The following is a 25908-nucleotide window of genomic DNA, read 5'->3' on the forward strand; positions in this document are numbered from 1 at the left end:
ATCAATAATCAATCATCAGTAATCATTTATATTTTTTATCTTCCGAACATCTGGTCGTTCTTATCGGTTCTTGTACCGTCTTCGAGGCGATATTCTTTTAACATTGGATGATATCCTAGATCTTCCATATTCAGAATAGCTCTCAAATCAGGATGTCCTTTAAATTTAATACCGTAGAAATCGAAAGTTTCTCTTTCCATCCAGTTGGCTCCGGCATACAATTCTACCAAAGAATCTACTTCAATATTTTCTCTGCTCATAAAGATTTTCAGACGAATTCTGAAGTTAGTCATCATATTGTGAAGGTGATACACTACGCCAATTTCTTTTTCAGGAAATTCTGGGTAATGGATTCCACAAATATCTGTAAGGAAATTAATTTCTAAAGATGAATCTCTAAGATAATGGATGATTTTCTTAATATCTTCCTTCTTTACTTCCAAAGTCAACATTCCATAAGGTTCTGAACTGCTAATTACAGATTCAGGAAATTCTCTTGAAATGGCTTCTAATACAAATTCGTTTGTCATATCTATCTATAGGTTTCAGGTTGGTGTTTCAGCGAATACTGAAAACTTGAAACAAAATTTTTAGTTGCTAATATTGTAAGAATCAAGCAAAGCCTGATATTCTGGAGTGTCTCTTCTTCTAATGCTTTCACTTTCTGCTAAAGCTTGTACCTGCATTACTCCTTCAATAATTTGCTCAGGCCTTGGCGGGCATCCAGGAACGTAAACGTCTACCGGGATTATTTTATCAATACCCTGTAAAACAGAATAAGTATCGAAAATACCTCCACTAGAAGCACAAGCTCCAACAGCTACAACCCATTTTGGTTCAGCCATTTGAGTGTAAACTTCTTTTAAAACCGGGCCTAATTTTTTTGAAATGGTTCCACAAACCATCAACATATCTGCTTGTCTTGGTGAGAAAGAGTTTCTTTCCATTCCAAATCTAGAAGCATCGTAAGTAGGGTTTAGCGTAGCCATAAATTCAATACCGCAACAAGAGGTTGCAAAAGGCAAAGGCCATAGAGAATATTTTCTTGCCATCCCAATCACACTGCTCAATTTCGTTGCGAAAAAGCCTTCTCCTTCAAATCCTTCCGGAGCAGGTGCGTCTGTTCTTATTACTGGTTTGTTATCTGACATTTTATTTATTTGATTTTAGATTTTAAATTTTAGATTTCAAATTCACGAAAAATTCAAAATCAACATCTAAAATTTTTATTTTAAAATTTATAATTTTTTTTATTTATCCCAATCTAATGCACCGCGCTTCCAAACGTAGAAAAATGCCATAAAGAAAATAGCAACAAACGTAAGTACAGCGATGAATCCTTCAACTCCGAATTCTCTGAAGTTTACAGCATATGGATAGAAAAATACGATTTCGATATCAAAAAGTACGAAAAGTACAGCTGTAAGGAAGTATTTAATTGAAAACGGGGTTCTTGCATTCCCTTCAACAGGTACTCCACATTCCCAGCTTTGGTTTTTTACAGAATTTCCTTTTTTTTGTTTTGGGCCTAGAAAGTGTGCTCCAAGTAGTGAAACTGCCACAAATCCTACAGCTACTGCAGCTTGAATAAGGATTGGGATGTAATTTTCCGGTAAATTCATTTTTACATTATTATCTCAAGATGCAAATTTAATCAATAAACAAGAAAGCATGAAATTAATCATGAGAAAAGTCAGTTTTATTTTTCTAAAATAGATAATTTAGAATTATTAAAAATAACCTATTTCCTCATTTTTTTTAGAACAGTAAATGCAATAAAAGAGATGTACAAAAATAATACGCTTGCATAAGCTATGCTAATTATTGTGCTGTTTCTACTGTCGAGGTCTGGAGTGAAAAGATTGAAGCCGATAAAGCCAAAAACCAATATTCCGAAGATAATAAGATGTGGTTTCATAAATGTAATGAGGTTTTCTTTTCAGATTTTTTGGTTAAAAATTCAATTCAAACGAGAAGGTTTTTCTTCTTTTATGGTTTACTGGGTCGTAATCTTGCCAAAGAAGTTGTATGCTCTTGTTTTCTTCTAATTCTGGGTTGGTTTCGAGGTATTTAACACCTTTTTTTCTGAAAATATCATAGATTTCCTTAAAGATGATAGAGGTTACGCCGCGTCTTTGATAATCTGGATGAATGCCGATTAAGTAAAAATTGGCTCTATCGTTTTTTCTTCCTGCCTGTAAAAAATGCCACCATCCGAAAGGTAAGAGTTTACCTTTAGATTTTTGCAATGCTTTAGAATAAGAAGGCATTGTAATTGCAAAAGAAATAAGACTTCCTGTAGAATCTGTTATACATACAATAAAGTCTTTATCAATTAGTTTGAAATACTTTTCTTTATACGTTGTTCTCTGTTCGTCAGAAATCGGTGTGTAGGTAGATAGATGCTTATAAGTTTCGTCTAACAGATCAAACATTGGGTCTACATACTGTAAAATTTCTTCTTTATTTTGAAATTGTAAGACTTTAAGCTGGTATTTTTCTGAAATTAATTGGTTGAATTTTATAATCTTTTCTGGCAAAACTTCCGGGAAGATAATTTCAAATTCTACCCATTCTTTTTCTTTGGTAAAACCGTATTTTTCTAAATGTTTAGGATAGTATTCGTGGTTATATATTCCAATCATGGTGGCAAGTCGGTCGAATCCCATGGTGAGCATTCCGGCTTTATCTAAATTGGTAAAACCCATTGGTCCCTCAACTTTATTAATGTTTTTTTCTTTGGCGTAAGAGATTGCAGTATCTAGCAATGCTTTAGACACTTTGTCATCATCAATAAAATCAATCCATCCAAATCTTACTTTTTCAATTCCTAGTTCTTTTGCTTCTTTGTGGTTAATCATTACAGCAATTCTTCCCACTAGATCATTGTTTTTAAAGGCTAAGAATTGTTTAGCTTCAGAGTATTGTAAAGCCGGGTTTTCGGATGGTTTCCAGATGTTTAGCTCGTCATTAATAAAAGACGGAACGTAGAATGGGCTGTCTTTGTAAAGTTCCATTGGGAATTTCACAAACTGTTTTAGCTGCTTTGCACTTTTTACCTCAACAATTATAATTTCAGACATATCATCAAAAAAAGTAATAATCGGCAAAGATAATTAATTAAGAATAATTCTTTGGCACAATTTTTATTTGTTATATTGTTAACTTTAGTTTAAAATATTAAGTAAAAAAATGACTGGTTATTATATAATTATCTTGGTTACGATGCTTGTAAGTTGGTTGGTTTCTTCAAGATTGAAATCAAAATTTGAGCATTATTCTCAGATAAGACTTAGAAACGGACTTTCTGGTAAAGAAGTTGCTGAAAAAATGCTTCGAGACAATGGAATACATGATGTGCAAGTTGTTTCTGTTCCAGGTCAGTTAACAGACCATTATAATCCTGCGAACAAAACGGTAAATTTATCAGAAGGGGTATATATGCAAAGAAATGCAGCTGCTGCGGCCGTTGCAGCGCACGAATGTGGTCACGCAGTACAACATGCGGTTGGATATTCTATGTTACAATTAAGATCTAAACTTGTACCTGTTGTAAGTATAAGTTCAAACTTAATGCAATTTGTAATTATGGGAGGTCTTGTTTTGATGGCAATGAGCGGAAGTAAATTAGTTCTTACCATTGGCGTAATTATGTTTGCGTTAACAACATTATTTGCCTTTGTGACACTTCCTGTAGAGTATGACGCAAGTAATAGAGCTATGAAATGGCTGAAAGATACAGGAACGGTTACAGCAGAAGAATATGTCGGTGTACAGGATAGTTTGAAATGGGCGGCAAGAACTTACGTTGTTGCAGCAATTGGTTCTCTAGCGCAGCTTTTATACTGGGCTTCTTTGTTAATGGGAGGTAGAAGAGATTAATGAAGTTTAATCTTCAAATTCAAAAGATACATGTTGCATCTCAGAAAGTTTTTCTGAGATGTTTTCTTTTTCAGCGAGTTTTAATGAAGCTTTGATGGTACATTGCTCAAAAGTCTCAAAATTTAAAATTTTAGCATCGAATTTTGAAAGCAAAGTAAAAATAACGTTTTGTTGGTCGAAGTTGAAAGTAATGTTGATTTCCGCCTCTAATTCTTTGGTAATGATTTCGGCTTCTTCTAAGGTGATTTTCGCAGATTCTTTATAGGTTTTCACCAATCCCGAAACACCAAGTTTTGTCCCACCATAATATCGGACAGAGATTACTAAGACATTCGTAATTTCATTCGCTAAAAGTTGATTGTAAATTGGTAAACCCGCACTTCCAGATGGCTCTCCGTCGTCGTTTGCGCGATAATTTTCTCCATTTAAACCCATTCTAAAAGCGTAGCAATGATGCGTTGCTTTCGGATGTTCGCTTCTTATTTTTTCAAGTGCTGATTTTAGTTCAGTTTCATTATTTACAGGGAAGGCAAAACCAATAAATTTGCTCCCTTTTTCTTTTAAAAGGACGTTTTCTACAGGTTTTGAAATGGTTTTGTATTCGTGCAGCATTAATCGGGCAATATTTTAGTTTTTATTGAGGTAAAACTCAATAGTATTATCTCGGAAATCTTCTGTTTTAAAAGATGTTTTGTCGAATTTTGGAGCTTTAGTCCCGTTTTCCAGGAAAAGGTTTTTGTTTTTAATAATGATGCTTTCGTCCCAAAGATTAGCGTCAATAAATTGTTGTAAAACCAAACTTCCACCTTCGATAATTACCGATTGAATTTGGCGTTCGTGAAGTTTTTTCAATAAATTTTCAATGAAATTTTCTCTTGAGGTTTTAATGAATTTTACATTTTCGCTCTCATCATCTCTTAAAGAATTGAAAACCAGAGTTTCTGCTTCATTATTAAAAATATGATAGTCTTGCGGAACTTTCAAATCAATATCAATTAAAATTCTAATCGGATTTCTTCCTTTCACTTCTCTAGTCGTTAAACTAGGGTTGTCTCGAAGAGCAGTCATCGTTCCAATTAAAATGGAATGTTCATTACTTCTTAATTGATGTACAAATTGTTTTGTAAGACTATTACTGATTTGCGTTGGCTGGAAATCTTTATCCATAAAACGATCTGCAGATTCTGCCCATTTTAGGATAATATAAGGTCTGTTTTTTTCGTGGTAGGTAAAGAATCTTTTGTTTAAAGTAATACATTCTTCTTCCAAAACACCAGAAACAACTTCAATTCCCGCATCTTGAATGATTTTTTTACCTTTTCCATTTACTTTATCATGAGAATCCATCGCGCCAATAACTACTTTTTTGAAACCTGTTTCTACAATTTTCAGAGCGCATGGCGGTGTTTTTCCGTAATGAGCGCACGGTTCTAGCGAAACGTAAATTGTAGATTCTTTAAGCAAATCTTTATTTTCCACAGAATTAATGGCGTTAATTTCGGCGTGTGGTTCTCCCGCTTTTTGATGGTAACCTTCACCGATAATTTTTCCGTTGTGCACAATTACACTTCCCACCATAGGATTGGGGTAGGTTTTGCCTAAAGCTTTTTTGGCAAGCTCAATGCATCTTCTGATATAGAATTCGTGATTCATTATGTAAAGTAAAAAGGCGAAGTCAAATTTCTTTGCTCCGCCTGTATCAAGTTTTTTTTAATTTTTATTCTCCACTTATTATACTGTGCAGATTTTGTTTCAGCGTTTCAAGATGCGCTTTTTTGTCATCTATTGTATTGTAAGTTTCTCTAAGGAGAGGGTTTTCTCTCGATGGTTTGTTAAAGAAAGCAAGGTTGTTTTCAAGTTTTACTATTTCAGCTTCAAGTTCAGAAATTTGTGTTTTAATTTTTCTTGCTTTATCTGTAAGCTGATTTTCAGAAAGGCCTTCTTCTTTAAGCTCAAGTTCATTAATTTTGTTGAGTTTCAGTTTTTCTCTCAGTGCCTTATTAAATTCAGAGTTGATAGAGATTTTATCTCTAGGAACTTTTCCAATGTTGTTCCATGCGGTTTTGATGGCTTCAATCTTTTCTACACTTCCTTCTTCATCAGAAACTGTTTTTAGTTCTTCTAGAAGAGCTTTTTTGTTTTTATAGTTTTCTTTCCAGTTATCGGTAGAAACATTACTTTTTTCTCTGTAATTGTTGAAGAAGGTGTTGCATGCATCACGAAACTCGTCCCAGATTTTATTGGTCATGCTTTTGGGTACGTGTCCTATTTTTTTCCAGTCGTCCTGAAGTTTTTTGAATAGAGGTACGGTAATATCCCATTCTTCGCTATTCATATTATCTTTAGCGGTTGCAATAAGCTTCAGTTTATCTTCAAGATTGGTTTGTTGCGAACCTTTTAATGATTTGTAATATGTATTTTTAGTAGTGTTGAAGCTTCTAAGTGTTGTTTTGAAGTCATTCCAGTTCTGGTTGGAAAGTTTTCTTGGGACGCTTCCTGTTTTTAAGAAATCTGTACGAAGGTCTTCCACTCTTTTTATGGCATTTTGCCAATAATTGTGGTTGGTGTTTTCTGTTGGCTGAGAAAGTTTTTTAATTTCTGCAATAATGTTGTTTTTTTTCTCAAGATTAGCAGTTTGCTCAGCGTCGATGGCAGCAGAAAGTTCAGATTTTCTTTCGTGAATTTTGTTTGAGATATCTTTAAATTCTTCCCAAGTTTTTTCACGGAATTCTTCTGCAACTGGTTCTGCTTCTTCTTTCCAAAGTTTATGAAGATATTGAAGCTCGTTAAGTGCTTTTTGAATTACAGGTTCGTTTTCCAGTTCTTTAGCGCGGTCAATAATATGCTGTCTTTTTTCAAGATTATGAGCGTATTCCTGCTCAAGATATTCTTTATTTAGATCTAACATCTGATAAAACTGGTTCAGATGATGGAAATAATTATTGTTTAAAATCTTAAATTCAGATTTAGCAACTTGCCCTGCTTTAGACCAGTGTTCTTTAATTTCTCTAATCGATTTAAAGAGATTTACTCCCGGTTCTGAAGTGGTGTAAAGATTTTTTAACCTTTCAATGATTTCCTGTCTGTGCTGAAGATTTTTTTGTTGTTCTTCGTCTTGATGCTTTTGGAACTCATCATGTTTTTCTCTAAAAATATTTACTAAAGCTGTAAATCTAGATTGAGAAGGGTGGTGATAGCTGAAATTTTCTGGTGCATTTCCTGCATCAGTAAATTCGTGTTTTTTATCTTCAACCTCGTCATGAATGTGGTGATTTGCTTTTTCTTTCAGAAAGTTGAACCTTTTGTACTGTTCGCCTGCGTGCGCACTATTGATGATGTTTTCCATCTCTTTCAGTGCGTCCTGAAGATTAATTTCTTCATGCTCGTGTACGTCGTGTTCAGAATCATCATGGTGATGGCTCTCTTCCTTTTCAGAAGTGGTAATTACCTCTTCCTGGTTTTCCTGGATTTTCTTTTCTTCGTTTTCAGAAAAGTTATTTTCTGTAGTCATAGCAAATCTTTTATGTGTTTGGGAGTTATAATCTTTTAAATTAATGAAAAAAGCATAACAGAGTACTAATTTATGCTATTTTTTTTGATTATTCCAAATTTCCCATGCTTTTTCTGCTTGTTGCTCAAGCATATAATAGCCGTTGGTTGTTTTTGCGCCTTTTTCGGCAGCTTTTAGGATGAATTTTGTGTAGTTTGGGTTGTAAATCAGATCAATAATAAGATGTTGTTCTGAAAGTGCTTCAAATGGAAATTTCAAACAATCTTCGGTGTTGGGGAAAGTTCCAACAGGAGTGGTTTGAATAATAAGTTGATGATTTTTAACGGTTTCAGAATCAATAGTATCAAAATTAAATTCTCCTGAGCTTCTTGCCACAGTAATATTTTTAATTTGATGTTTGTCTAAAACATATTTTACCGCTTTTGCCGCACCTCCGTTTCCTAAAATGATTGCAGATTGATGGTAAGGTTTTAAATGAAGCATTAAAGTTTTTTCAAAACCCGTGGCATCTGTGTTATACCCTGTTTTAATTCCATTTTCAATCTTTACGCAGTTTACAGCTCCAATTTTTTCAGCTTCATCACTTAATTCATCAAGAAAATCGATGATTTTTTCTTTATAAGGAATAGTAACATTGAAACCTAAAAGTTCAGGATCGGAGAAAATATTTTGAACATCTTCTAAATTCTGTAAATCAAAAATATCATACGAATGCGTGTTGAGCATCAATTTCTGGAATTTATTCTCAAAGTACTTCTTTGAAAAAGAATACGAAATATTACGCCCGATAAGTCCCAGTTTTTTTTTGGTTTCCATACTTCAAAATTAAAAAAAAGACCGAACAAATGTCGGTCTTTTGGATATTAAAATTAGTGATATTACTCAATAATAAATTTCGTGGTAAATTTATCTGTTTTTAGAATGTAAACTCCTTTTTCAAGTTCTCTTACTTCTAAATAGTTTGAATGAACGAATGGCTTGTTGATTTTTTTTACTCTTACTCCGTTCAAATTGTAAATTTCTGCCGTTTTTATTTGCTCTAGATTTTCACCTTTAATGAAAACTAAATTATTTTTTACCGGATTTGGATATATTTGATAGTCGTCTTTTGTTTCTACAACATCATTAGTACTTAATGAAGCTGTGCAAGTCCAAGTTAAATCGTCCATTGCAACTCTGTTAGAAGTTGTGTTTACAATTGAGATGATTGCGTTTCCAGAAACATTAATATTACTAATAGTGGTAGTTTGTGCTGTAGAGCTGTAAGGAATTGTTCCAACGGTGTTTCCATTAACCTGAACAGTTAAATTTCCTGGACTATCACTGAATTTCAATTGAGAGGTAAGTGTTAAGCTTCCAACGCCATTGGCAATGGTTGAGCTGGTTAAGTTTCCGGTTCTTACCATAATCGCTCTTCCGTTGATGGTTTGGTCGGTTCTTGCTGCAGTTGCTGTCCAAGTAATACCATTGTTTGTCCAAGTTCTTGTGGTGTATTGAGAATCATTTGCAGGAATTGTCTCAAAAGTTTCTGTTCCACAGCTTCCTCCTGAAGAAACAGCGGTTGTAGTTTCCGTAACGGTATTGCTTTGTGAAGAAAGATTATTTGCAGCATCTTTCGCAATTACATAGAATGTGTAGGTTGTAGAGGCTGTAAGACCAGAAACCGTAGCAGTTGTTCCTGTAACAGTTGTATACAGTGTTCCATTTACATAAACGTTGTACCCAGTTACGCCAATATTATCTGTAGAAGCTGTCCAACTTAAAGAAACTGAGTTGCTTGTTGCTCCTGTTGAAGCAAGGTTTGTAGGCGCGGTTGGAGCTTGTGTATCTGTAGTAGGAGTTCCCCATATTGCATTTGCATAGGTAGGATTATCGATAAAAGGATTTCTGTTTCCCTGAAACGTGTAAGAAGCATTGTTTCTTGCAATTTCTGCAGCAGAAACGGGGTCTGCGTTGTGCCAAATTAAAAGCTGATTCAACTCCCACGTTTGAAGTCCAGGATAAGCTGAAGAACCAAGCATATCACCTGATGTAAAAGTAGAAAGTTGTGATTCGTACCTTGTTACGAAATAGAAGATCATTCTTGCTACATCTCCTTTGAAAGCATCAATAGGTTCAAAAACTGTTCCTGTATATCCTGTAGAGGCTGAAGTTCCTCTTTTAGAACCGTTTTGTGATGTGTAATTGGCTGTTCCTACAACACCAAAAGGATAATTGCTTCTTATGTTGTTTACATATCCATCGGTTGCTCTAATGAAATGTACATCAGAAACCATCGGTAAAGCATCATTAAATAAACTTTGAGGTACAATATGTTCTCTATTATAGCAGTCGCCTTCAGAGTTATAACTACCACATTGGTTTGTTCCAATATTGAAATTGTAAGGATCTGAAGTTGTAGGTTTTTCTGAGTAAATGTCGAGAATTGTTCCGTCGTTCTCGTAATAATAATCACGATCAGTAGTTTGGTAGGCAATCCAAAGATCGCTGTAACTTCCTGGAGTATGGCCAGTTGTTATAATGTTTTTAAGTGCCGTCTTAAGGGTAGCTCCCGTAAGACCATTTGCAGAGTCGTAATAGCCTGCAGGAGCCTGTGCATTTGCGAAAATTACAACAAAGCTAAAGGCTAAAAAAGATATAAATCGCTTCATTTTCCTAAATTTGGGCGACAAAGGTACGAAAATTAAGTGTCTGATATATTAACTTTTAGTAATATACCCTTTACTGATTTTTGAAAATGCCCAAGAGATAAGAAGACCAAATGAAAGTGCTGTAGCAGAAACGATAAAATAATTATTCCATTCAATTTTTATAGGGAAAGGAAGATCTCCTACTACTTTAAATAAACCGGTAGATTCTTGGAAGAGACAAAGTGCTGTTCCTAATATTAAGCCTCCAAGTAAACCCATACAGACGATAAGTACACCGGTGTAGAAGTAGGTTTTTCTTAAATGACTCATCGGAAAGCCTAGAGAAACTAATGATCTTGCCTGTTCTCTTTTGTCCAGTTGCAGTATAATAATGGCACCTGCAAGATTGAAGGTTGTAATGAAAATAACCAACCCGAAGATGAGATAAATAAAGATTTTTTCGGTATTAATCATCTTCCAGAATGCGGCATTTTCTTCTGTTTTTGTACTTACCGTTATGTTTTTTCCTAAAACATCCATCAGCTGATCTTTTACAGAATCTGCTTTTTCGGGATTTTTAAGTTTAATTACAACAGTGTATGCAGAGTTTTTTGGGAGGTTTAATAGTTCTTCAGCCAAACCAATGGGCGCGATAATATAACTGTCGAGCTGCTCCTTTCCTGGGAAAGTTCCTGTTACAAATATATTTCGGGTATTATAAATGTCTTGTTCGTTATTAATAAGACCTTTACCTGGTTTTGGCATGTATAGTGTGGCAAAATCTTTCTCAGATTCTGTATCAACAGGTACAGAAAGTCTATAGGCAAGAGAGGTTTCAAGTAAAACTTCATCATTGTACTGAAAACTTGGATAGCTTCCGTAGGTAACTGTTCTGTGAATGGGGTTTACTTTTAAATAGGTAGAATCTACACCGCGTAGGTAAGCAATGTCACCCTTGCCATTAAAATTAATGTAAACTTTTTCTTCTATAACTCTAGAGAAACTTGCAATTTCTGGGTTTTTCTTTAATTCAGATAAAATTTTTGGTGCGTCTTTTAAAAGTTTCCCCGACGTACTTTTTATAGTAAGATCTGCGTGTAAATCTTTTACTAAATCTTCATTAAAATCTTCAAGCCCAGAAAAAACTGAAATAATTACAAACATTGCAGTTACAGCCACGCTCATTGCTCCCACAGCAAGCCATGTGATAAAGGTAACCGCGGTGCTTCCTTTTTTAGAAATGAGGTAGCGGGACGCAATGTAAAATGCAATGTTTTTCAAGATGTTTATTAAAGAATAGGGTTGTCTCCTTCACCACGTAGTTCTCTTTCAAGTTTTTCTACGTCGTCAAGCGAAGTGTCTAAATAAAAATTAAGATTAGGAATTACTCGTACTTGCTTTGCCATTTTTTGGCCAATGAAGTTTCTGTATTGAGCTTTGTTTTCCTCAATTTCCTTCATTACTGCATTTCTGTGTTCCTGTGGGAAGATGCTTAAATATATTTTTGCAATACCTAAATCTGCCGTTACTTTCACATCTGAAACGGATACAAGGATACTTTGTTTGCTGTCTGCCGCTTGTTTGCGGAAAAGCTCTGCAAAATCTTCCTGAATGATTTGGGCTACTTTTCTTTGTCTGTTACTTTCCATAAATGTTGCAAATTTACTACTTTTGTTTTAATTGGTATTTTTAAATATACCAAAGAATTAATTTTATTTAATTTTACATTTTATGAAACTTGAACATATCGGTATTGCAGTAAAATCTCTTGGTTTTTCAGACGAGTTATTTGCTAAATTATTAGGGAAAAAATCTTACAAACACGAAGCTGTGGAAAGGGAAGGGGTTGTAACTTCTTTTTATGAAGCTGGTGAAGCAAAGATTGAACTTTTAGAAGCATCGAAAGAAGAAAGTCCTATCTCAAAATTTATTGGAAAGAAGGGAGAAGGTATACATCATTTGGCTTTTGGAGTGGAAAATATTTTTACTGAGGTTGAAAGATTGAAAAAAGAAGGATTTGAATTTATTTCAGAAGAACCAAAAGAAGGAGCTGATAATAAGTTGGTTATCTTTTTGCATCCAAAATCCACCAATGGTGTTTTGGTAGAATTGTGTCAAGAAAAGCAATAAAAAATTTTGTAGAGACAGAAATTTTGTTATTTTTGCACTCACAAAATTCACCAATTTTGCGGTCCTATAGCTCAGTTGGTTAGAGCACCTGACTCATAATCAGGTGGTCCCTGGTTCGAGCCCAGGTGGGACCACTCCTTTAAATCAAGCACTTACAGATATGTAGGTGCTTTTTTTGGCTTAAATAATTTGTTGAGTATAACATTAGTACAACAAATAGGCGGAAACAAAATTACTTAAAATTTCATTTCTTTTCAGATATTTGCCTTCAAAAGATAATCAATGGAAAAATATTTGTTTGAATTTCACGCTTTGATTGGAGACTTTAGAAATAGATTTAAAGAAAATTTTGATAGATTTCTTAACTCCAGATTTTTTTGGATTTTCAACCTGTTTTTTATTCCTGCCTATTTTACTTATCAAAATATAATTCTTTATACCGAAATTAAAATTGTTTTTTATTTCTATGTCTTCTTCACAATCTTAGTTTTGCTGTTATTGATTCCTCCGGTTTATTATCAGGTCAAAGGAAAAGATTTTTTTGCCCTGAAGAAAAAATATTTGAAAACAACTTATAAAAACGAGCCAACTGAAACTGTTAAAAATATAAGTCAAGACATTTCCAAAGTAATAGATGTGGAAAAACTGGATTTGTTATACTCGGTTGTACTGGAAAATAATCTTTTGGACTCTTCATTAATTAATCCTGAAAAAATCAACAGCTTAGATTTTGACTGCTTTTCCAAATCATATTTCACCAAAGCTTTTCAATCTTTGTCACGGACAAAGTCTTGTGATAATCTGATATATTTAACCTGCGACCAAAAAGTGGCAGGATATATTATTCACGAACTGTTCAGACCAATTCTAGGAATTGAGACCAAGATTCTTTGCGATTATTTTTATTATTATAAGAATGATGGGTTCCGAAAAGTAAATTATCAATCCATCAATGCCACTTCCAAGCGGAAAGAAATCAAGAAAATACAAGCAAAAATCTCTGAAATTTTGAGGTAAAGTTATGTTTTGAAAAAATAAAGTTATGCTACATAACTTTTGCTCTTTTCATCCTGTTCTACCTGTCTATTTTCGTGTCAAATTTCTACAATATGACACAAATCCAATTACAACAGGAACTGAACGAAATCAAGAAACTGGTACATCAGAATTACATCAATAACAAAGAAGTTTTCAATAGTTCGGAACTGATTTCATATCTTAAAATCTCCGAAAGTCTTTTGTATAAACTTACTTCCCGCAAACTTATTCCCCATTGTAAACCTACAAATGGAGTACTTCTGTTCTTCAAAGAAGAAATCCACGAGTGGATTAAACAGCATCGCATATATACAATTGAAGATGCCGAGCGGATGATAAAAAACCATAGAAGAAACCATAAATAATTTTCTATGAATTTATCTTGTTTAAAACAAAAACTCGTATGGCAAATGACAGGAGAAGAACTGTCGGAACTTATCAAATACGAGCTTCAGAATGGAACTCAAAATCTTAACTCATCATCACAATCCGCAAGCAAAAGCATCGAACAAAAATATATTTATGGTCTGAAAGGCATTGCAAAATTATTCGGTTGTAGTGTTTCATCAGCAAGAAGATTGAAGCAGAGCGGAAAAATCAATGATGCGATTATTCAGGATGGGCGAAAAATTATTGTAGAGGTAGATAAAGCTTTGCAATTGGTGAAAAATCACAAAATCGGAAGTCGATAATTTTTCTTAGTTATTCAAAATGTCACTTTACAATAAAGATTCAAAAATCATCCGTAAAGAATTTCATAATGAAAATCTTCAGGAACGAATTCGTATAGGTAATCATTTTGTTGATGATTTTATATTTGATGACCATCAGATTGTCGATATTCCAATTAATGCGCTTCGTGTGATTTTTAACATTGTATCAATTATCAGTAATGAACAATTCCGTCCGGAAGACCGACCGAAGCAACTTTCTCTTTTCGATGAAGAGTTTGAAACAGAAAATAATGTTTTTGCTTCAATGAAAATCAGAAACAGTAAAATTTCACCAAGCGGTTCAATTAGACAAGTGATTGAAGCCTATGAATTTTTGGCAAAATTCAAAATGGGATGGTACAAATCTTTAAATTCAAAAGGAAAAGAAATCAGAACTTTTGGAGGGCTGATTTCTACGCCAAGCTATGATAAAAGAGGTTATACAAGCTTTTTAATTAGCAGTTATTGGCTGAAAAAACTCATTGTAATCCCTGAATATAACTATGTTTTGTATAATTTGGTGTATAACATCAAGAATAATAAACATATCCTTTTTGCGATTTGGCTTTCCAAAATTCCTGAAAGCGGGACAAGTCTGAAACTTGAAACATTCAACAAAAAGTTTGGATTGAATTACAAATCTGCCAATGATTTTTGCTTCAAATTTCTGAAAGCGATACGAAGCAATCTTGATGAGTTCAGCAATGTATCTTTTCATTACAAATATCAGTCTGAAATTATTTTTATCCATCCCTATTTCACAGAAAACATCTTGGATTTAAAATCAATTTCCGAATCGAAAGAACATATTAAAATCACGTATCGACTGAATTATTTTAAAAGGAAGTACAAGATTAAGCAAGAAGAATATTTGCTTTTTTCTTCGCAGTATCGACAAATTCCGCAAACACGGGATTTGATTGAAAAATCCTATCAATTCTTTATTAGAGAAAATAGAAAGAAAAAAATAAAATCGACGTATTTTCAAGGAATTGATTTTCTGAAAGCAATTCAAGAAATTTTGATTGAGTTGTATAAAAACACAAAAATGGGAAAGCTTTTGCCCAATGGTTATCCTGTAATTGTATAAAAAAACGAATAAAAATGAATTGCAAAGAAATAAAAGAAAATGTGAGTATAAGAACAGTTTTGGAGTCATTCAATCTGTTTCCTGTCAAAGAAAATCATAAAACCGCTTTTTATTTGGCTTTGGATAGAGACGAAAAAATACCAAGCCTTTCTGTGAATTTTGTGAAAAACAGAGCATTTGATTTTGGAACAGGAAAAAGTTACGATGTGATTTCGATTGTTCAGCAGATGAAAAAATGTTCCGTTTCCGAAGCATTGGATTATCTTGGTCAATTTGATTTTTCAGTTAGGGAAAATCAATTGAAGTCTGAAAATTTAAACGAAAAGCCCTATGAAATTCTCAATGTGTCGGAAGTGCGGCACCCTGCATTAATTCAATATCTGGAATCCCGAAAAGTCATTGAGCAAAAGCATTTGGTGAAAGAAATCCGTTACAAAATGAATGATAAAAGGTATTTTGGGATAGGTTTTTTCAATAATTCAGATGGATTAGAAATCCGGAATCTCTATTCCAAAATCTGTTTGGGAAAGAAAAACATTACTTTGATTAAGAACGAAAATCTAAACAACGAAATTGCCATTTTCGAGGGATTTTTCGATTATCTTACTTACCGGAATTTAGAACAATCTGACCATTCAACTTCGGATTTTCTAATTCTAAATTCCACGGCAATGCTTTTCAAAGCTGAAGAATTGCTCAAAGATTATGATAAGATTTATCTTTTTCTTGATAATGATTCTAACGGCAAATATGTTACTTCAATCATCATCAATCAATATAAAAATGTTGAGGATTGTTCTCTGCTTTACAGAAATTTTAAGGATTTGAATGAGTGGTATTGTAAAGAGTAATTTTTTTACTCCACCACCCACTGCACATTCCCGTTAACAGCTTTCAAAACATAATTTCCCGATGCAGGCGGAGTAGGAATATTTACGTAATCCCTTGTTCCTGTTTCTCCTGTCGCTGGATTGTAAACCAATATTTTTGAATAAGAAGAATCTGCAATACTAATATACGTAGGATTGATTTGAAATTTCCCGTTAATTCTTAACCAACGTTCAGAAAAATCACCGTAGATAAGCGTGTTTGTTCCGACAGGAGAATTAGGCAGATTTCCTGAAGAATCAAAAGTATGGTTGTGAATCATCAGTTTATTACTGCTGTTGAAAGCCTGCGAATACAATTGCGAGCCTGCAACCCAGTTCCCGATGATGACATTATTTTTCCCGGACATTCTTACACCTGCAGACCTTCCAATCACAATATTACCAAAAGGCTGATTGGCCAATCTCAAAGCATTGCTCCCAATCGCCGTGTTGTAAGATGCTTTTTCCGTTCCGATGCCTTCAGACATTGCTTGCTGTCCAATTGCGGTATTTTGCTCACCAATCCAATTGGAGTTCAATGCACCGAATCCAAGCGCAACACTATGGTCACCTTTGAAAAGATTCCCGACATTGAAACCAACGCCTGTGTTGTACTCGTTTTCCAAAGTTCCAACAGTTCCGGAAGACATTCTGAAAGCATTATTTCCGATGGCTACCGTTCCGTTTCCCGAGGTTAAATTTTCGAGTGCATTCAGTCCGATTCCGATATTGTTTTGTCCGGTTTGGTTCGGATTCATATTGCCAATAAAATAAGAATTTGTTGTTGCATTGAAACCAAAAGCACCGTCTCTCGTTCCTTGTTTTGTGGCGGAATCTCCAGTGAACGAAATAAATCTCCCTGCGTAATTTCCTCTTTCAACGACATCATATAAAGTGTCTTCAGGATTTCCGGTACGCTTCCATTGAGTTCCGTTAAATTCATAAAGCCCAACCGATTTTACCCATTCTACCTGCCCGTTTGCATCTGCAGAATCCGTAAAATTTTCCGTAACATAGATAACTGCTCCTTTTTGTTCGGAAGTGTAGTTTTTAGATTTGAGTTGTGATGCTGTAATTCTCGGAACAATCAAACCATCCAAAACATTCGTTTCCAATGGTTTTCCTACGACATCCAAGGTTGCTTTCGGTTCTGTGGTGTTGATTCCGACCTGCGAGAATGTTTGTAATGATGCTAATGACAATGATAGAATAAGGAAGTTTTTTTTCATTTTTCTGGTATTAAAATCGTGTTGCAAAATTCAGATTTAATTTTAAAAATTTTAGCCAAATGTTTGATATGATGGATTTTAAACCCTTTGTGAATACAAAAAGTTATCAATGACCTGATAAATCGAAATTCAATGAATCCTTATGACAGTTCACTGGTTCTTTGTGAATAGTCGGAAGACAATTTTATCTAAAAAACAAAAAAAATCGTGTTCATTCAGAAGGAAATAGGTTTCATTTCGGAAAAGCACTCATTCGGAATTCGGAAAAGCACTCGCTGGAGTTAAAGAAATCTTAAAACCTCAAGAATTTCAAGACTGTTTTCGGAAAAGCACTCATCCCGAGATTTGGAAACTCATAAAAATTGTGGAAAAGCATTAAATTTTGTGGATAACTATCAGTTTTACCCATCATCTGAAAAACCAATTCGGAAAAGCACTCATTCGTAAAACGGGGAGTTTTCGGAAAAGCACTCATCTCAATTTCGGAAAAGCACTCATTTGTAATTCGGAAAAGCACTCATTCCAAAAGTAGCTCAAACCACTTGCTGTAAGATGATACAGCGAATCATTAAAAGTATATTTAAAAGTAATTAAAAGTCTTTTTTTATTTAAAAGGAAATTGTGGATAAAGAGTTTTGCTTTTAAAAAGAAAAAAATAGGCGAAAAATTGAAAGTAATCGAATTTAAATTCAATCTTTTCAAAAAAAATTAAACACTTGAAAAAGACCATTTCCCTCAATGAATTTTCATTAATTTTCCATTGATAAGAGCGTCTTAGAACTGCTTCCTAAATGCGGTTTGGCTTTTACGTTTGCAAATGTAGGACAGCATCATTCACTCAAAAAAATCTTTTTGGGTTTCTACAAAAATTCTCTCCGCTTCGCTCCAACAATTTTTCCAGACACTCCTGAATCCTTCGGACAAAAAGATTTCAAGCCCGATTCGTACCAGTTTGCTTTTAGCTGAATCGAATCGGGTTTTGTGTGTCTGATACTGTCCTGTAATCATCGGCAAAGAAAAAGCCGGAACCTCAGTTATACGAATCAATTCAACTCAAGACGTTCTTTGACATCAACGGAAAAAATAAAAAAATACAACAAAAAATAATGCTTTTCCAAATGGGGAAAAAAAGTAAAAAAAAAGAAAGCCGAGTGTCCTCGATACCAAATCAATTCACTTGAAAAAATTCTAAATCATCACGAGAACAAACGTGAGCAATCTGACAAAAACAAATAACAATCAATCATTAACAATTAAAATCGAAAAATTATGAACACCATTATCGGTAGAGTTACCAAAAACGCAGAAATCAACATTACTAAAAATGAAAAACAGGTCGTGAACTTTTCAGTCGCCATCAACGACAGCTACAAAACCAAACAGGGAGAAATAAAAGAAGAAACCACCTACTTTAATTGCTCGTATTGGATAAGTCCGAATGTAGTCAAAATCCTTACCGTAGGAGCTTTGGTGGAACTGACCGGTAAAGTAAGCTCAAGAGCTTGGATAGGAAAAGACGGAGAAATCAAGTCGGGACTGAATTTCCACACTTCCAACATCAAACTTCACGGAGGTGGAAAAAAAGAAAATTCTCAAAATCAGTCCACTGAAAAACCCAAAGGAAAACCCCAAAACAGCAAAACATTAACGGAAGAAACGGAGGATGATTTACCATTCTAAACACTTATTTCATTCAGTTTAAAATCAAAAAATTAACAACATTAAAATTTACACAATGGCACACAATATCAATTACAATCAGAGAACAGGACGTTATTCATTTTTCAGCGTACAGCAAAAAGCGTGGCACGGTTTAGGGCAAATCGTGGAGGATTATCCGACAAGTGAAGAGGCTATAAAATTTGCTGGTTTGGACTACGAAGTCGTAAAATCTCCCTTGTTTACAAAAGGTTCAAGCCTTATCGAAACAGAGGACGGTGTAAAATTAGGAAGCAGTGAGTTAGAAGTTTCAGACTATTTTGCCAATATCCGAACCGATAACAATGCCGTTTTGGGCGTAGTCGGCAAAGATTATCATATCGTGCAGAATTGCGAAGCATTTAGTTTTTTCGACTCTATTGTAGGCAGTAACAAAGGGATTTTGTATGAAACCGCAGGAGCATTGGGCAAAGGAGAACGTATTTTTATCACAGCCAAATTACCCGATTACATCCGTGTTGGCAATGGCGATGATATTACTGAAAAATACATTTTCTTAACGACTTCGCACGATGGAAGCGGAAGCATTACAGCCGCTTTCACGCCTGTAAGAATTGTCTGCCAAAACACGCTGAACGCTTCACTTCGCAATATGACCAATGTGGTCAGAATTAAACATACTTCGGGAGCAAAACAGCGGATTGAGACCGCCCACAAAGTAATGGGATTAGCCAATACGATGAGCAACCAATTGGAGGGAATGTTCAATGAATGGTCAAAAATAAGGATAAGCGATGATGATGTAAAGCAACTCATTCAAGTTTCGCTTTGTCCCAACAAAAAGACCTTGGAATTACTGAAAAAAGGAGACGAGGACGAAGTTTCCACAATGTTTAAAAACACGGTGGAAGATGCCTTTGCCTACGCAATGATGAGCGAAACCCAACAAATGGAAACTACAAAAGGTACTTTGTTCGGAGCGTACAATGCGGTAACAGGTTACTTTCAGAATGTCCGCAAATACAGGGACAACGAGTCCAAATTACAGAGCATTGTAATGGGTGGAACAGCACAACTCAAATCACAGAAAGCGTTTGAATTGTGTACCGCTTTTGTAAAGGACGGTGCAGAAATTTTCAATCTTAATTAAATACAATCAACGGCTACCGCTTTAATCGGTGGTAGCCTTTTTAACAAATTTAACAATGAAAACATCACTCACCCCCACAGAATATTTACTGATAAAAGCAATGACCAACAGCGAATGGGACGACTGCGATTTTGCCATTATCCATATCACAGACGATTGGAAGCAAACCCAAAAGAAAAGATTGGAAGCCGTAAAACCATTGGAGAATGATTATGATTTGAAATGGCTGAATTATACTGATACGAATATTGAATTTTTTAAATTTTCGGAAGAACATTATCCCGAAATACAAAAGTGGCTTTCGGAAAGAAGCAGGATTTTCATTGAATTGGAAACAGACGACCTAAAAAGACTTTTACAGCCCGAAAACTCATTAAACTGTTATCAAATGCAGGTTTACAAAAACGGAAATGCCATTTACAATGCTTTCGGAAAACACACCAGCGAGGAATTTTGGACAGAAGAATTTTCATTATGGGAATTATGCCAATAAATTCAATGTTCAGATTCAAAATCTCAAATTTCAAACCTCAAATCAAAACAATTATGCAGACCAATTTTTTCAGACAGATAGCCAAAATGGACTTGACAGGAGACTTACAAATCACGCTCCGACCGACCATAGAAAACAGCTTTGTCCTTTCCGTATTGCTCAACAATGAGCAATGCGGAGACGAAGCAAGGAAAATGATACCGCCTTTAAATCTTCGGGGAACAGCCGAAGAACTGGACAACGGATTTTTTGAAAGCATTGCAACGCCTTTACAGAACGCTTCGGGATTAATGGTAGATATGGAAAGTTTTATGAAACAACTTGAAGAAGCCAAGAAGAAATCCGCAATGGAAAAGGAAAAATCCGACAAAAAGAAAAAGGAAAAGGAAGCCAAAGAGAAAAAGTACAAAGAGGCGTTCCAAAAAGCCGAAAACCTCGAAAAAGAGGGCAAATACAAAGAGGCGTGGTCGGCACTTCCAAAAGCTTCGGAACACCCCGATTTTGCCGAACAAATCCGCAAAAAACAAAACGAATACGAAAGACATTTTGCACCCAGTCTTTTCGGAATGACGGAAGAGCCAAAACCCGAACCGCCAATTTCGGAAGATGATTATTCAGATGATGAAACAGAAGTAGAATATTAATAAAAAAAAGAGAAATATGTTACTTGCAACGCAATTAGAAAGGGTTTTTATCCTCAAAGACAACGGACAGGAAATAAAACTGACAGACCCCGAACCGAAATGGAGCGTAGAAGCGGTGATGAATTTTTACGCCAATACTTACCCAATTTTAACCACCGCCAAAGTTTCCGCACCGAAAATCAATGAAGATACCGTGCAATACCGATTTGAAAGCGTGATGGGAACGAAAGGGTAAATTTTGGTTGATGGTTAATAGTTGTCGGTTGATGGTTTAAAATTTACAGCCAAATTCCGACAACTATAATCAAAACTTATAACAAACAATGAAAATCATTCATCAATTATCAATTATCTTTTATGAATTATGCAACGAAAAATTATATCGGGAAAAATCAATCTTCCCGAAGAACAAAAACAAAGGCAACTGCACCGACAATTGGGCGAGTTCGCAGAATGGATGAAGCGACCAAAAGATGCAGGCGAGATACGCAAAGACAAACAGAAATCCGTACCAATAGCAATGCTTCCAACGGTTTTCTAAGATGTACGTTTATCCCGAAGCTGAAAGAAAATCAGCCTGTGCAGAATTTTAAAAATCTTAACACATTGGAAAGGGATTTTTACAAGTCCCTTTCCCAATTATCTGAACATTACCAATTGGAAGTGAAATCGACTACAGATTTTGAATTTCCTTACAACATCGCATTGGCGTTAGATGATGTTCAAACACAACTGAAAAACAAAGTGAAAAATTGGCAGGAAATCCGATTGATACAAGACCAAAATAAAATCTACTTTACAAGCGAAGAACGCTATAATACAGGGCAAACCTTGTATTATATTCCAATCATTCCATTGTACCAATTATCTAAAAATAAAAATCGAAAACAGGCTGTACAGCTCTTGCAAGCCGTTTGTTCGTATCTGTACCACATTGTGGAAGTTCCGTATTACAGACAGCAAAGCACCTATTTGTTTTGGATGTACGAAATGGTAGCGGAATGGCTCACTTCAGATGAAGAAAACGAAGATGCACCGATTTATTTGTCGGAAATAAAACAAGCGGAACAATTAGGCGATTTTATGGAGCAGAAAATATACAGCCCTCATCATATGGGCCGTTTCAAAGAGCGTTTGAAAAACTTCAAAGCCCAAGATACTTTTGATAATGACTGCTTTTTGCTGGCAAGTAAAATCTTCATTCTCTATCAGCAATATCCGAATGCTACCATTTGCCGAAATGCGCACAAAAACGCAGAAGTAGACGATTACGAAAGGGATAATGTCTTGTCAATGGACAAATACATTTCCTTTTGTGCAGATGCCAAAGGCGAATTGTTTCAAAGCCTTTTTGAAACCATTAACTCTGAATTTCAAGAATGCGCCATAATAGAAGAACCCATTATCACTAAAAAATTTGACGGAAGCAACATTACCAACAACAATCTTGATTTTGAAAACCGATTGTTTCCGCTGATTGAAGAACTGATTTACATTCTGAATAGTTTTTAGCTGAAAGCAATTTGCTGATTGCTTTTAGCTTTTTAATCAATGATTTATAGAATGGATGATGAAAATAAACATCAATTAACAATACAAAAAAGACCAAAAATGAAAGACATCACACAAGACTTCGGAACGCTTTACCACCCAACATCGGCACTGGTTTTTTATCAGTCCGATGAAAGACACAAAGATACTTACGTGGAGCATTTTGATATGGACAAAAACGGCAATCCAATCAACGCCCATCCTTTAACCGAGAGAGAAGCCAAAGTATTGGCAAAGGCATTAACGCTGAATACTAAAAAAGAAAAAAGCAGGGATTTTCTCAAGCCAAAAGGCATTTTGCCGACCAATATTCTGCATATCAATCCAAGCGAAAACGGTTCTGTGATGTGGTTTACCAAGGCAATGAAAAGACCGCTTTATTTTACTGAACGTTTAGAAATCTCCAACGGAATTGCCGAAGTTCCTGCAATGATTTGGCTGGCAAATAAACGAAGCCTTACCGTTTTTGCACTTACCAGCAACCGCAGACCGACCGAGAAAACCCAATTGTACCACGCTCCGTTTTTCAATGTGTACGACAACGGCAAAGTCTGTATGGGAACGGTGGATGTGAATATTCAAAAATCCGCTTCGGTGGAGGAATTTACGGAGAAATGGGAAAACTATTTTTTCAATTCTTATTTCAGCCATCTGATGAACGGTCACAATCCGATAAATGGAAATTGTGTAAACCTTTGGAAAAGTCTTATTAATACAGAAAAATTCTTTCCAAAAGAAACCTTAAAGACCACAAACAAAACCTTAAAAAATCTACTATAATGAATAGCTTAATTAATAAAACACATCTTCCCCCTTTGGGGGCAAGGGGGCTTGTCCATTTTACCGACAATTCTCTCATCAATCCTACCAATCCGATTTCGGTAAACCTAATCGGAGCAGGCGGAACAGGTTCGCAAATGCTTACTGCGTTGGCAAGGATGAACCACGCTTTGACGGAACTGAACCACGCAGGTCTATCCGTAAGACTTTGGGATGATGATGTGATTTCCGAAGCTAATTTAGGCAGACAACTTTTTGCGGACAGTGAGTTGGGATTGCATAAATCAGTAGCTTTAATCAACCGAACAAACCGATTTTTCGGAACGGATTGGAAAGCGGAAACCATAAAATTTGAAAAAGACGTTTTAGGAAAATTGCAAGACAATATGAAATCAGAAATTTACATTTCTTGTGTGGATAGTGTAAAATCACGATTTGACATCGCAGAAATTTTAAATGAATTGAAGATAGATAAAGGGCATTACAGAAATCAATGTAAATATTGGATGGATTTTGGAAACAGCCAATTTACAGGACAGGTTTTGCTTTCTACAATTGGAAATATCCGACAACCCAATTCCGAGAAATATAAAACGGTTGAAAATTTACCTTTTGTAACCGAAGAATTCGGAGAACTGTTAAAACACTCCGAAACTGAAGACGATACGCCAAGTTGCAGTTTGGCAGAAGCACTGGAAAAGCAGGATTTGTTTATCAATTCGGTTTTGGCACAAATGGGGAGTTCTCTTTTATGGAATCTTTTCCGCAACGGACTTACTGAAAATAGAGGCTTTTTCCTTAATCTGAAAAGTTTCTATTCACAGCCAATTAAGCTATAATTTGAATAATTTTTGTCACCTGATTAAACCCCAAAGTTTGGGGCGGGTGGCAAGAATGCAATTCCTCCCTTTGGTCGGAATCGCATTTTTGCAGTTGAAAGCGGATGCAACCCCATTTAAAAACATTGCCTTTTCATTTCGCCAGTAAATGTTTTGAAAAAAGGTTGCGGAGTGTTTTTATTCTTTGAATTTTAAAAGGAATTGATTTGAGAAATTCTTAATATCGAATCTATTTCGGGTAAATATAAAATATTCTAAAATTCAAGTCAATGAAAAAAATAGTATTTATTAGTCTAAACTTTTTGTAATTCTTAAGTCCTTATCTACTATATAAGGAAAAAAGTCTTCTGATAATAATTCTGTAATTCTATTCTCTGTTTCCGTAAACATAATAGAAAGTTGGTTGTCGTTAAAATGATTCTCTATTCTCTCTTTTTTGTCTAACCGAATCGGTTTGTCTAAATTTATCTCAAAAATACTAAGATTATTTCTATCAAGAAAGGTCACTTTGTTTTCCATAAATAAAGTATGACAAAAATTTCCTTTATAAAATTCTCTGACTTTACTGGTTGCTTCAATCCAGCCGCAATATGCTTTAATAGGGGTGTCCCCATAAATCCAAAAGCTATCTTTACCGTCATAGAAATATGATTGGGAGTAAAAGCGCAGAGATTTTTTTTGAGGTTATTTCGCCAAATTTCCGTACCGTTATCTAAGATTTCTTTTGTGACAGGAGATTTGAAATGATAATTTTTTCTCATTCTTATACAAAATTTTGCTGATTTTATCGCGAATATATAAGTATTGTTAAGTAGACTTATCTAACAATAATTTCTTACCGTATATTTCAAAAACATAATTTGTTTTGCAATTTTACAGGAATGAAATTGTACGGCATTTTTGTAATGCTTAAACCCCAAAAGCTATGATTCAGAAGTTAATTATTTTGAGCTACTTGCCGAATTTAATTCCAAACAACTTTTAAGTCTTTAAACTCCAGATTTGACCTCATTTTTTCAAACGTATTTCTATCTAATTGTGCTGTCGTTCTAAATCTGAACATTTTTATAAACATTGGTTCACCCTGTACATCTTTAAAGGAAAAAGTAAGTTTTACAGGAACATTTTTTGTTAAGGTCGGATATGGCTTGCTGGACTTGTATAAATCAATCTTATATTCATTTCCCTCGACATCTACAACGGCAATATCTTCGATAGTCAGTTTTTTATTCTCGTCTTTGGATTCGATGAGAAATGTAATTTCAATATTTTTCCCTGCTTTGTTCCCTGTTACCTTAGTTATTTTGAAAGTCGAATTTTCTTTTTCGGTTTCGAGAATGGGTTTGTTAATATCAAGTACTTTTTTCAGGTATTCGTTTTCGGAAGTCAGAACTTTGTTTGTCGATTGCAAAGCTTCATTTTCTTTTTTCAAGGCTTCACAATTTGTTTGACCGTATCCGAGTGTTGCAAATACTATTGCAGATAAAAATAAAAATCGTTTCATATCATCTATGTTAAATCCTTTGTTTAAGGGAGTTCAAATGTACAAATAATATTGTTTTTTATCAATTGGTTGAATGGAAAAAACGGCTTTTTATTTTCCTTTTATCCTACCGTCAGTTCGTTTTCAGTTTGCAAAAGTATAAATCCCGTTTCTGCTCAAAAAAATCTTTTTGGGTTTCTAAAAAAATTCTCTCCGC

General features: G+C 34.8%; 30 protein-coding genes and 1 tRNA gene. 16 read left to right on the forward strand and 15 right to left on the reverse strand.

Translation table 11 applies throughout. The annotated features are described in order from the left end of the window. Positions 1 to 35 precede the first annotated feature (35 nt). From AC2A1D_RS12070 to AC2A1D_RS12085, 4 genes are all read right to left on the reverse strand, one after another. Positions 36 to 530: an NADH-quinone oxidoreductase subunit C gene (locus tag AC2A1D_RS12070; RefSeq protein ID WP_484043898.1), complete on the reverse strand. Its 495-nt coding sequence runs from the start codon at positions 528 to 530 to the stop codon at positions 36 to 38. Positions 531 to 590: 60 nt separating this feature from the next. Continuing rightward, entirely contained in the window at positions 591 to 1151 is a 561-nt protein-coding gene (locus AC2A1D_RS12075; RefSeq protein WP_484043899.1) for an NADH-quinone oxidoreductase subunit B, read from the reverse strand. A 99-nt stretch (positions 1152 to 1250) separates the two neighbouring features. Beyond that, positions 1251 to 1622: an NADH-quinone oxidoreductase subunit A gene (locus AC2A1D_RS12080; protein WP_484043900.1), complete on the reverse strand. Its 372-nt coding sequence runs from the start codon at positions 1620 to 1622 to the stop codon at positions 1251 to 1253. Between the two features lie 330 nt (positions 1623 to 1952). Next, complete coding sequence (locus AC2A1D_RS12085; RefSeq protein WP_484043901.1) at positions 1953 to 3083, reverse strand: GNAT family N-acetyltransferase; 1131 nt, start codon at positions 3081 to 3083, stop codon at positions 1953 to 1955. A 109-nt stretch (positions 3084 to 3192) separates the two neighbouring features. On the opposite strand from AC2A1D_RS12085, the gene AC2A1D_RS12090 reads away from it, so the two are divergent. Then, entirely contained in the window at positions 3193 to 3882 is a 690-nt protein-coding gene (locus tag AC2A1D_RS12090) for a zinc metallopeptidase (RefSeq protein WP_484043902.1), read from the forward strand. A gap of 6 nt (positions 3883 to 3888) precedes the next feature. Here AC2A1D_RS12090 and AC2A1D_RS12095 read toward each other — a convergent pair whose 3' ends face one another. From AC2A1D_RS12095 to rbfA, 7 genes are all read right to left on the reverse strand, one after another. Then, a complete protein-coding gene (locus AC2A1D_RS12095) occupies positions 3889 to 4494 on the reverse strand; it encodes an IMPACT family protein (protein ID WP_484043903.1) in 606 nt (201 codons plus the stop codon). A 15-nt stretch (positions 4495 to 4509) separates the two neighbouring features. Then, entirely contained in the window at positions 4510 to 5535 is a 1026-nt protein-coding gene (gene ribD / locus AC2A1D_RS12100; RefSeq protein WP_484043904.1) for a bifunctional diaminohydroxyphosphoribosylaminopyrimidine deaminase/5-amino-6-(5-phosphoribosylamino)uracil reductase RibD, read from the reverse strand. Positions 5536 to 5599: 64 nt separating this feature from the next. Beyond that, positions 5600 to 7393 carry a DUF349 domain-containing protein gene (locus tag AC2A1D_RS12105; protein WP_484043905.1) on the reverse strand — a complete coding sequence of 598 codons (1794 nt, stop codon included), beginning with the start codon at positions 7391 to 7393 and terminating at the stop codon, positions 5600 to 5602. Between the two features lie 75 nt (positions 7394 to 7468). Further along, positions 7469 to 8209, reverse strand: coding sequence for a shikimate dehydrogenase family protein (locus AC2A1D_RS12110; RefSeq protein WP_484043906.1), 741 nt, complete (start codon positions 8207 to 8209; stop codon positions 7469 to 7471). 62 nt (positions 8210 to 8271) lie between these two features. Beyond that, positions 8272 to 10044 (reverse strand): endonuclease, encoded by a 1773-nt coding sequence (locus AC2A1D_RS12115; protein ID WP_484043907.1) that lies wholly within the window; start codon positions 10042 to 10044, stop codon positions 8272 to 8274. A gap of 48 nt (positions 10045 to 10092) precedes the next feature. After that, positions 10093 to 11304, reverse strand: a complete 1212-nt coding sequence (locus AC2A1D_RS12120) for an ABC transporter permease (RefSeq protein ID WP_484043908.1) — start codon at positions 11302 to 11304, stop codon at positions 10093 to 10095. Between the two features lie 8 nt (positions 11305 to 11312). Continuing rightward, positions 11313 to 11672: a 30S ribosome-binding factor RbfA gene (rbfA, locus tag AC2A1D_RS12125; protein WP_484043909.1), complete on the reverse strand. Its 360-nt coding sequence runs from the start codon at positions 11670 to 11672 to the stop codon at positions 11313 to 11315. Between the two features lie 82 nt (positions 11673 to 11754). On the opposite strand from rbfA, the gene mce reads away from it, so the two are divergent. The 7 genes from mce to AC2A1D_RS12160 all read left to right on the forward strand — a co-directional run bounded on the left by mce (position 11755) and on the right by AC2A1D_RS12160 (position 15845). Next, complete coding sequence (mce, locus tag AC2A1D_RS12130; protein ID WP_484043910.1) at positions 11755 to 12153, forward strand: methylmalonyl-CoA epimerase; 399 nt, start codon at positions 11755 to 11757, stop codon at positions 12151 to 12153. A gap of 60 nt (positions 12154 to 12213) precedes the next feature. Further along, a tRNA-Ile gene (locus tag AC2A1D_RS12135) sits at positions 12214 to 12287 on the forward strand. Positions 12288 to 12435: 148 nt separating this feature from the next. Next, a complete protein-coding gene (locus AC2A1D_RS12140; RefSeq protein ID WP_484043911.1) occupies positions 12436 to 13170 on the forward strand; it encodes a hypothetical protein in 735 nt (244 codons plus the stop codon). Between the two features lie 92 nt (positions 13171 to 13262). Further along, entirely contained in the window at positions 13263 to 13556 is a 294-nt protein-coding gene (locus AC2A1D_RS12145) for a helix-turn-helix transcriptional regulator (RefSeq protein ID WP_312762217.1), read from the forward strand. Positions 13557 to 13562: 6 nt separating this feature from the next. Then, a complete protein-coding gene (locus AC2A1D_RS12150) occupies positions 13563 to 13883 on the forward strand; it encodes a DUF3853 family protein (RefSeq protein ID WP_484043912.1) in 321 nt (106 codons plus the stop codon). A 19-nt stretch (positions 13884 to 13902) separates the two neighbouring features. After that, complete coding sequence (locus AC2A1D_RS12155) at positions 13903 to 14994, forward strand: hypothetical protein (protein ID WP_484043913.1); 1092 nt, start codon at positions 13903 to 13905, stop codon at positions 14992 to 14994. 14 nt (positions 14995 to 15008) lie between these two features. After that, positions 15009 to 15845, forward strand: coding sequence for a toprim domain-containing protein (locus tag AC2A1D_RS12160; protein ID WP_123280618.1), 837 nt, complete (start codon positions 15009 to 15011; stop codon positions 15843 to 15845). Positions 15846 to 15850: 5 nt separating this feature from the next. On the opposite strand, the gene AC2A1D_RS12165 is transcribed toward AC2A1D_RS12160, so the two are convergent. Further along, positions 15851 to 17092 (reverse strand): hypothetical protein, encoded by a 1242-nt coding sequence (locus tag AC2A1D_RS12165; protein WP_124986345.1) that lies wholly within the window; start codon positions 17090 to 17092, stop codon positions 15851 to 15853. Positions 17093 to 18361: 1269 nt separating this feature from the next. On the opposite strand from AC2A1D_RS12165, the gene AC2A1D_RS12170 reads away from it, so the two are divergent. The 8 genes from AC2A1D_RS12170 to AC2A1D_RS12205 all read left to right on the forward strand — a co-directional run bounded on the left by AC2A1D_RS12170 (position 18362) and on the right by AC2A1D_RS12205 (position 24208). After that, on the forward strand, positions 18362 to 18772 hold the full coding sequence (locus tag AC2A1D_RS12170; RefSeq protein ID WP_124986344.1) for a single-stranded DNA-binding protein: 411 nt from the start codon (positions 18362 to 18364) through the stop codon (positions 18770 to 18772). Between the two features lie 55 nt (positions 18773 to 18827). Further along, entirely contained in the window at positions 18828 to 19901 is a 1074-nt protein-coding gene (locus tag AC2A1D_RS12175; protein ID WP_124986343.1) for a DUF932 domain-containing protein, read from the forward strand. A 55-nt stretch (positions 19902 to 19956) separates the two neighbouring features. After that, positions 19957 to 20394 (forward strand): hypothetical protein, encoded by a 438-nt coding sequence (locus tag AC2A1D_RS12180; protein WP_124986342.1) that lies wholly within the window; start codon positions 19957 to 19959, stop codon positions 20392 to 20394. 53 nt (positions 20395 to 20447) lie between these two features. After that, positions 20448 to 21038 carry a PRTRC system protein E gene (locus AC2A1D_RS12185; protein ID WP_124987375.1) on the forward strand — a complete coding sequence of 197 codons (591 nt, stop codon included), beginning with the start codon at positions 20448 to 20450 and terminating at the stop codon, positions 21036 to 21038. A gap of 16 nt (positions 21039 to 21054) precedes the next feature. Beyond that, complete coding sequence (locus AC2A1D_RS12190; RefSeq protein ID WP_124986341.1) at positions 21055 to 21273, forward strand: PRTRC system protein C; 219 nt, start codon at positions 21055 to 21057, stop codon at positions 21271 to 21273. A gap of 122 nt (positions 21274 to 21395) precedes the next feature. Then, positions 21396 to 22550, forward strand: a complete 1155-nt coding sequence (locus AC2A1D_RS12195; RefSeq protein ID WP_124986340.1) for a hypothetical protein — start codon at positions 21396 to 21398, stop codon at positions 22548 to 22550. 99 nt (positions 22551 to 22649) lie between these two features. Beyond that, entirely contained in the window at positions 22650 to 23369 is a 720-nt protein-coding gene (locus tag AC2A1D_RS12200; RefSeq protein ID WP_124986339.1) for a PRTRC system protein B, read from the forward strand. Next, entirely contained in the window at positions 23369 to 24208 is an 840-nt protein-coding gene (locus tag AC2A1D_RS12205) for a PRTRC system ThiF family protein (protein ID WP_124986338.1), read from the forward strand. The genes AC2A1D_RS12200 and AC2A1D_RS12205 overlap by 1 nt, the downstream gene beginning before the upstream one ends. A 288-nt stretch (positions 24209 to 24496) precedes the next feature. Here AC2A1D_RS12205 and AC2A1D_RS12210 read toward each other — a convergent pair whose 3' ends face one another. The 3 genes from AC2A1D_RS12210 to AC2A1D_RS12220 form a co-directional block, all read right to left on the reverse strand. Further along, positions 24497 to 24727: a hypothetical protein gene (locus tag AC2A1D_RS12210; RefSeq protein WP_124986337.1), complete on the reverse strand. Its 231-nt coding sequence runs from the start codon at positions 24725 to 24727 to the stop codon at positions 24497 to 24499. Next, positions 24712 to 24969, reverse strand: a complete 258-nt coding sequence (locus AC2A1D_RS12215) for a hypothetical protein (RefSeq protein ID WP_124986336.1) — start codon at positions 24967 to 24969, stop codon at positions 24712 to 24714. The genes AC2A1D_RS12210 and AC2A1D_RS12215 overlap by 16 nt, the downstream gene beginning before the upstream one ends. Positions 24970 to 25172: 203 nt before the next feature. Then, positions 25173 to 25712 carry a transposase gene (locus AC2A1D_RS12220; protein ID WP_124986335.1) on the reverse strand — a complete coding sequence of 180 codons (540 nt, stop codon included), beginning with the start codon at positions 25710 to 25712 and terminating at the stop codon, positions 25173 to 25175. Positions 25713 to 25908 lie beyond the last annotated feature (196 nt).

It is taken from the genome of Chryseobacterium sp. HNCC26DJ239 (genome assembly GCF_057180445.1).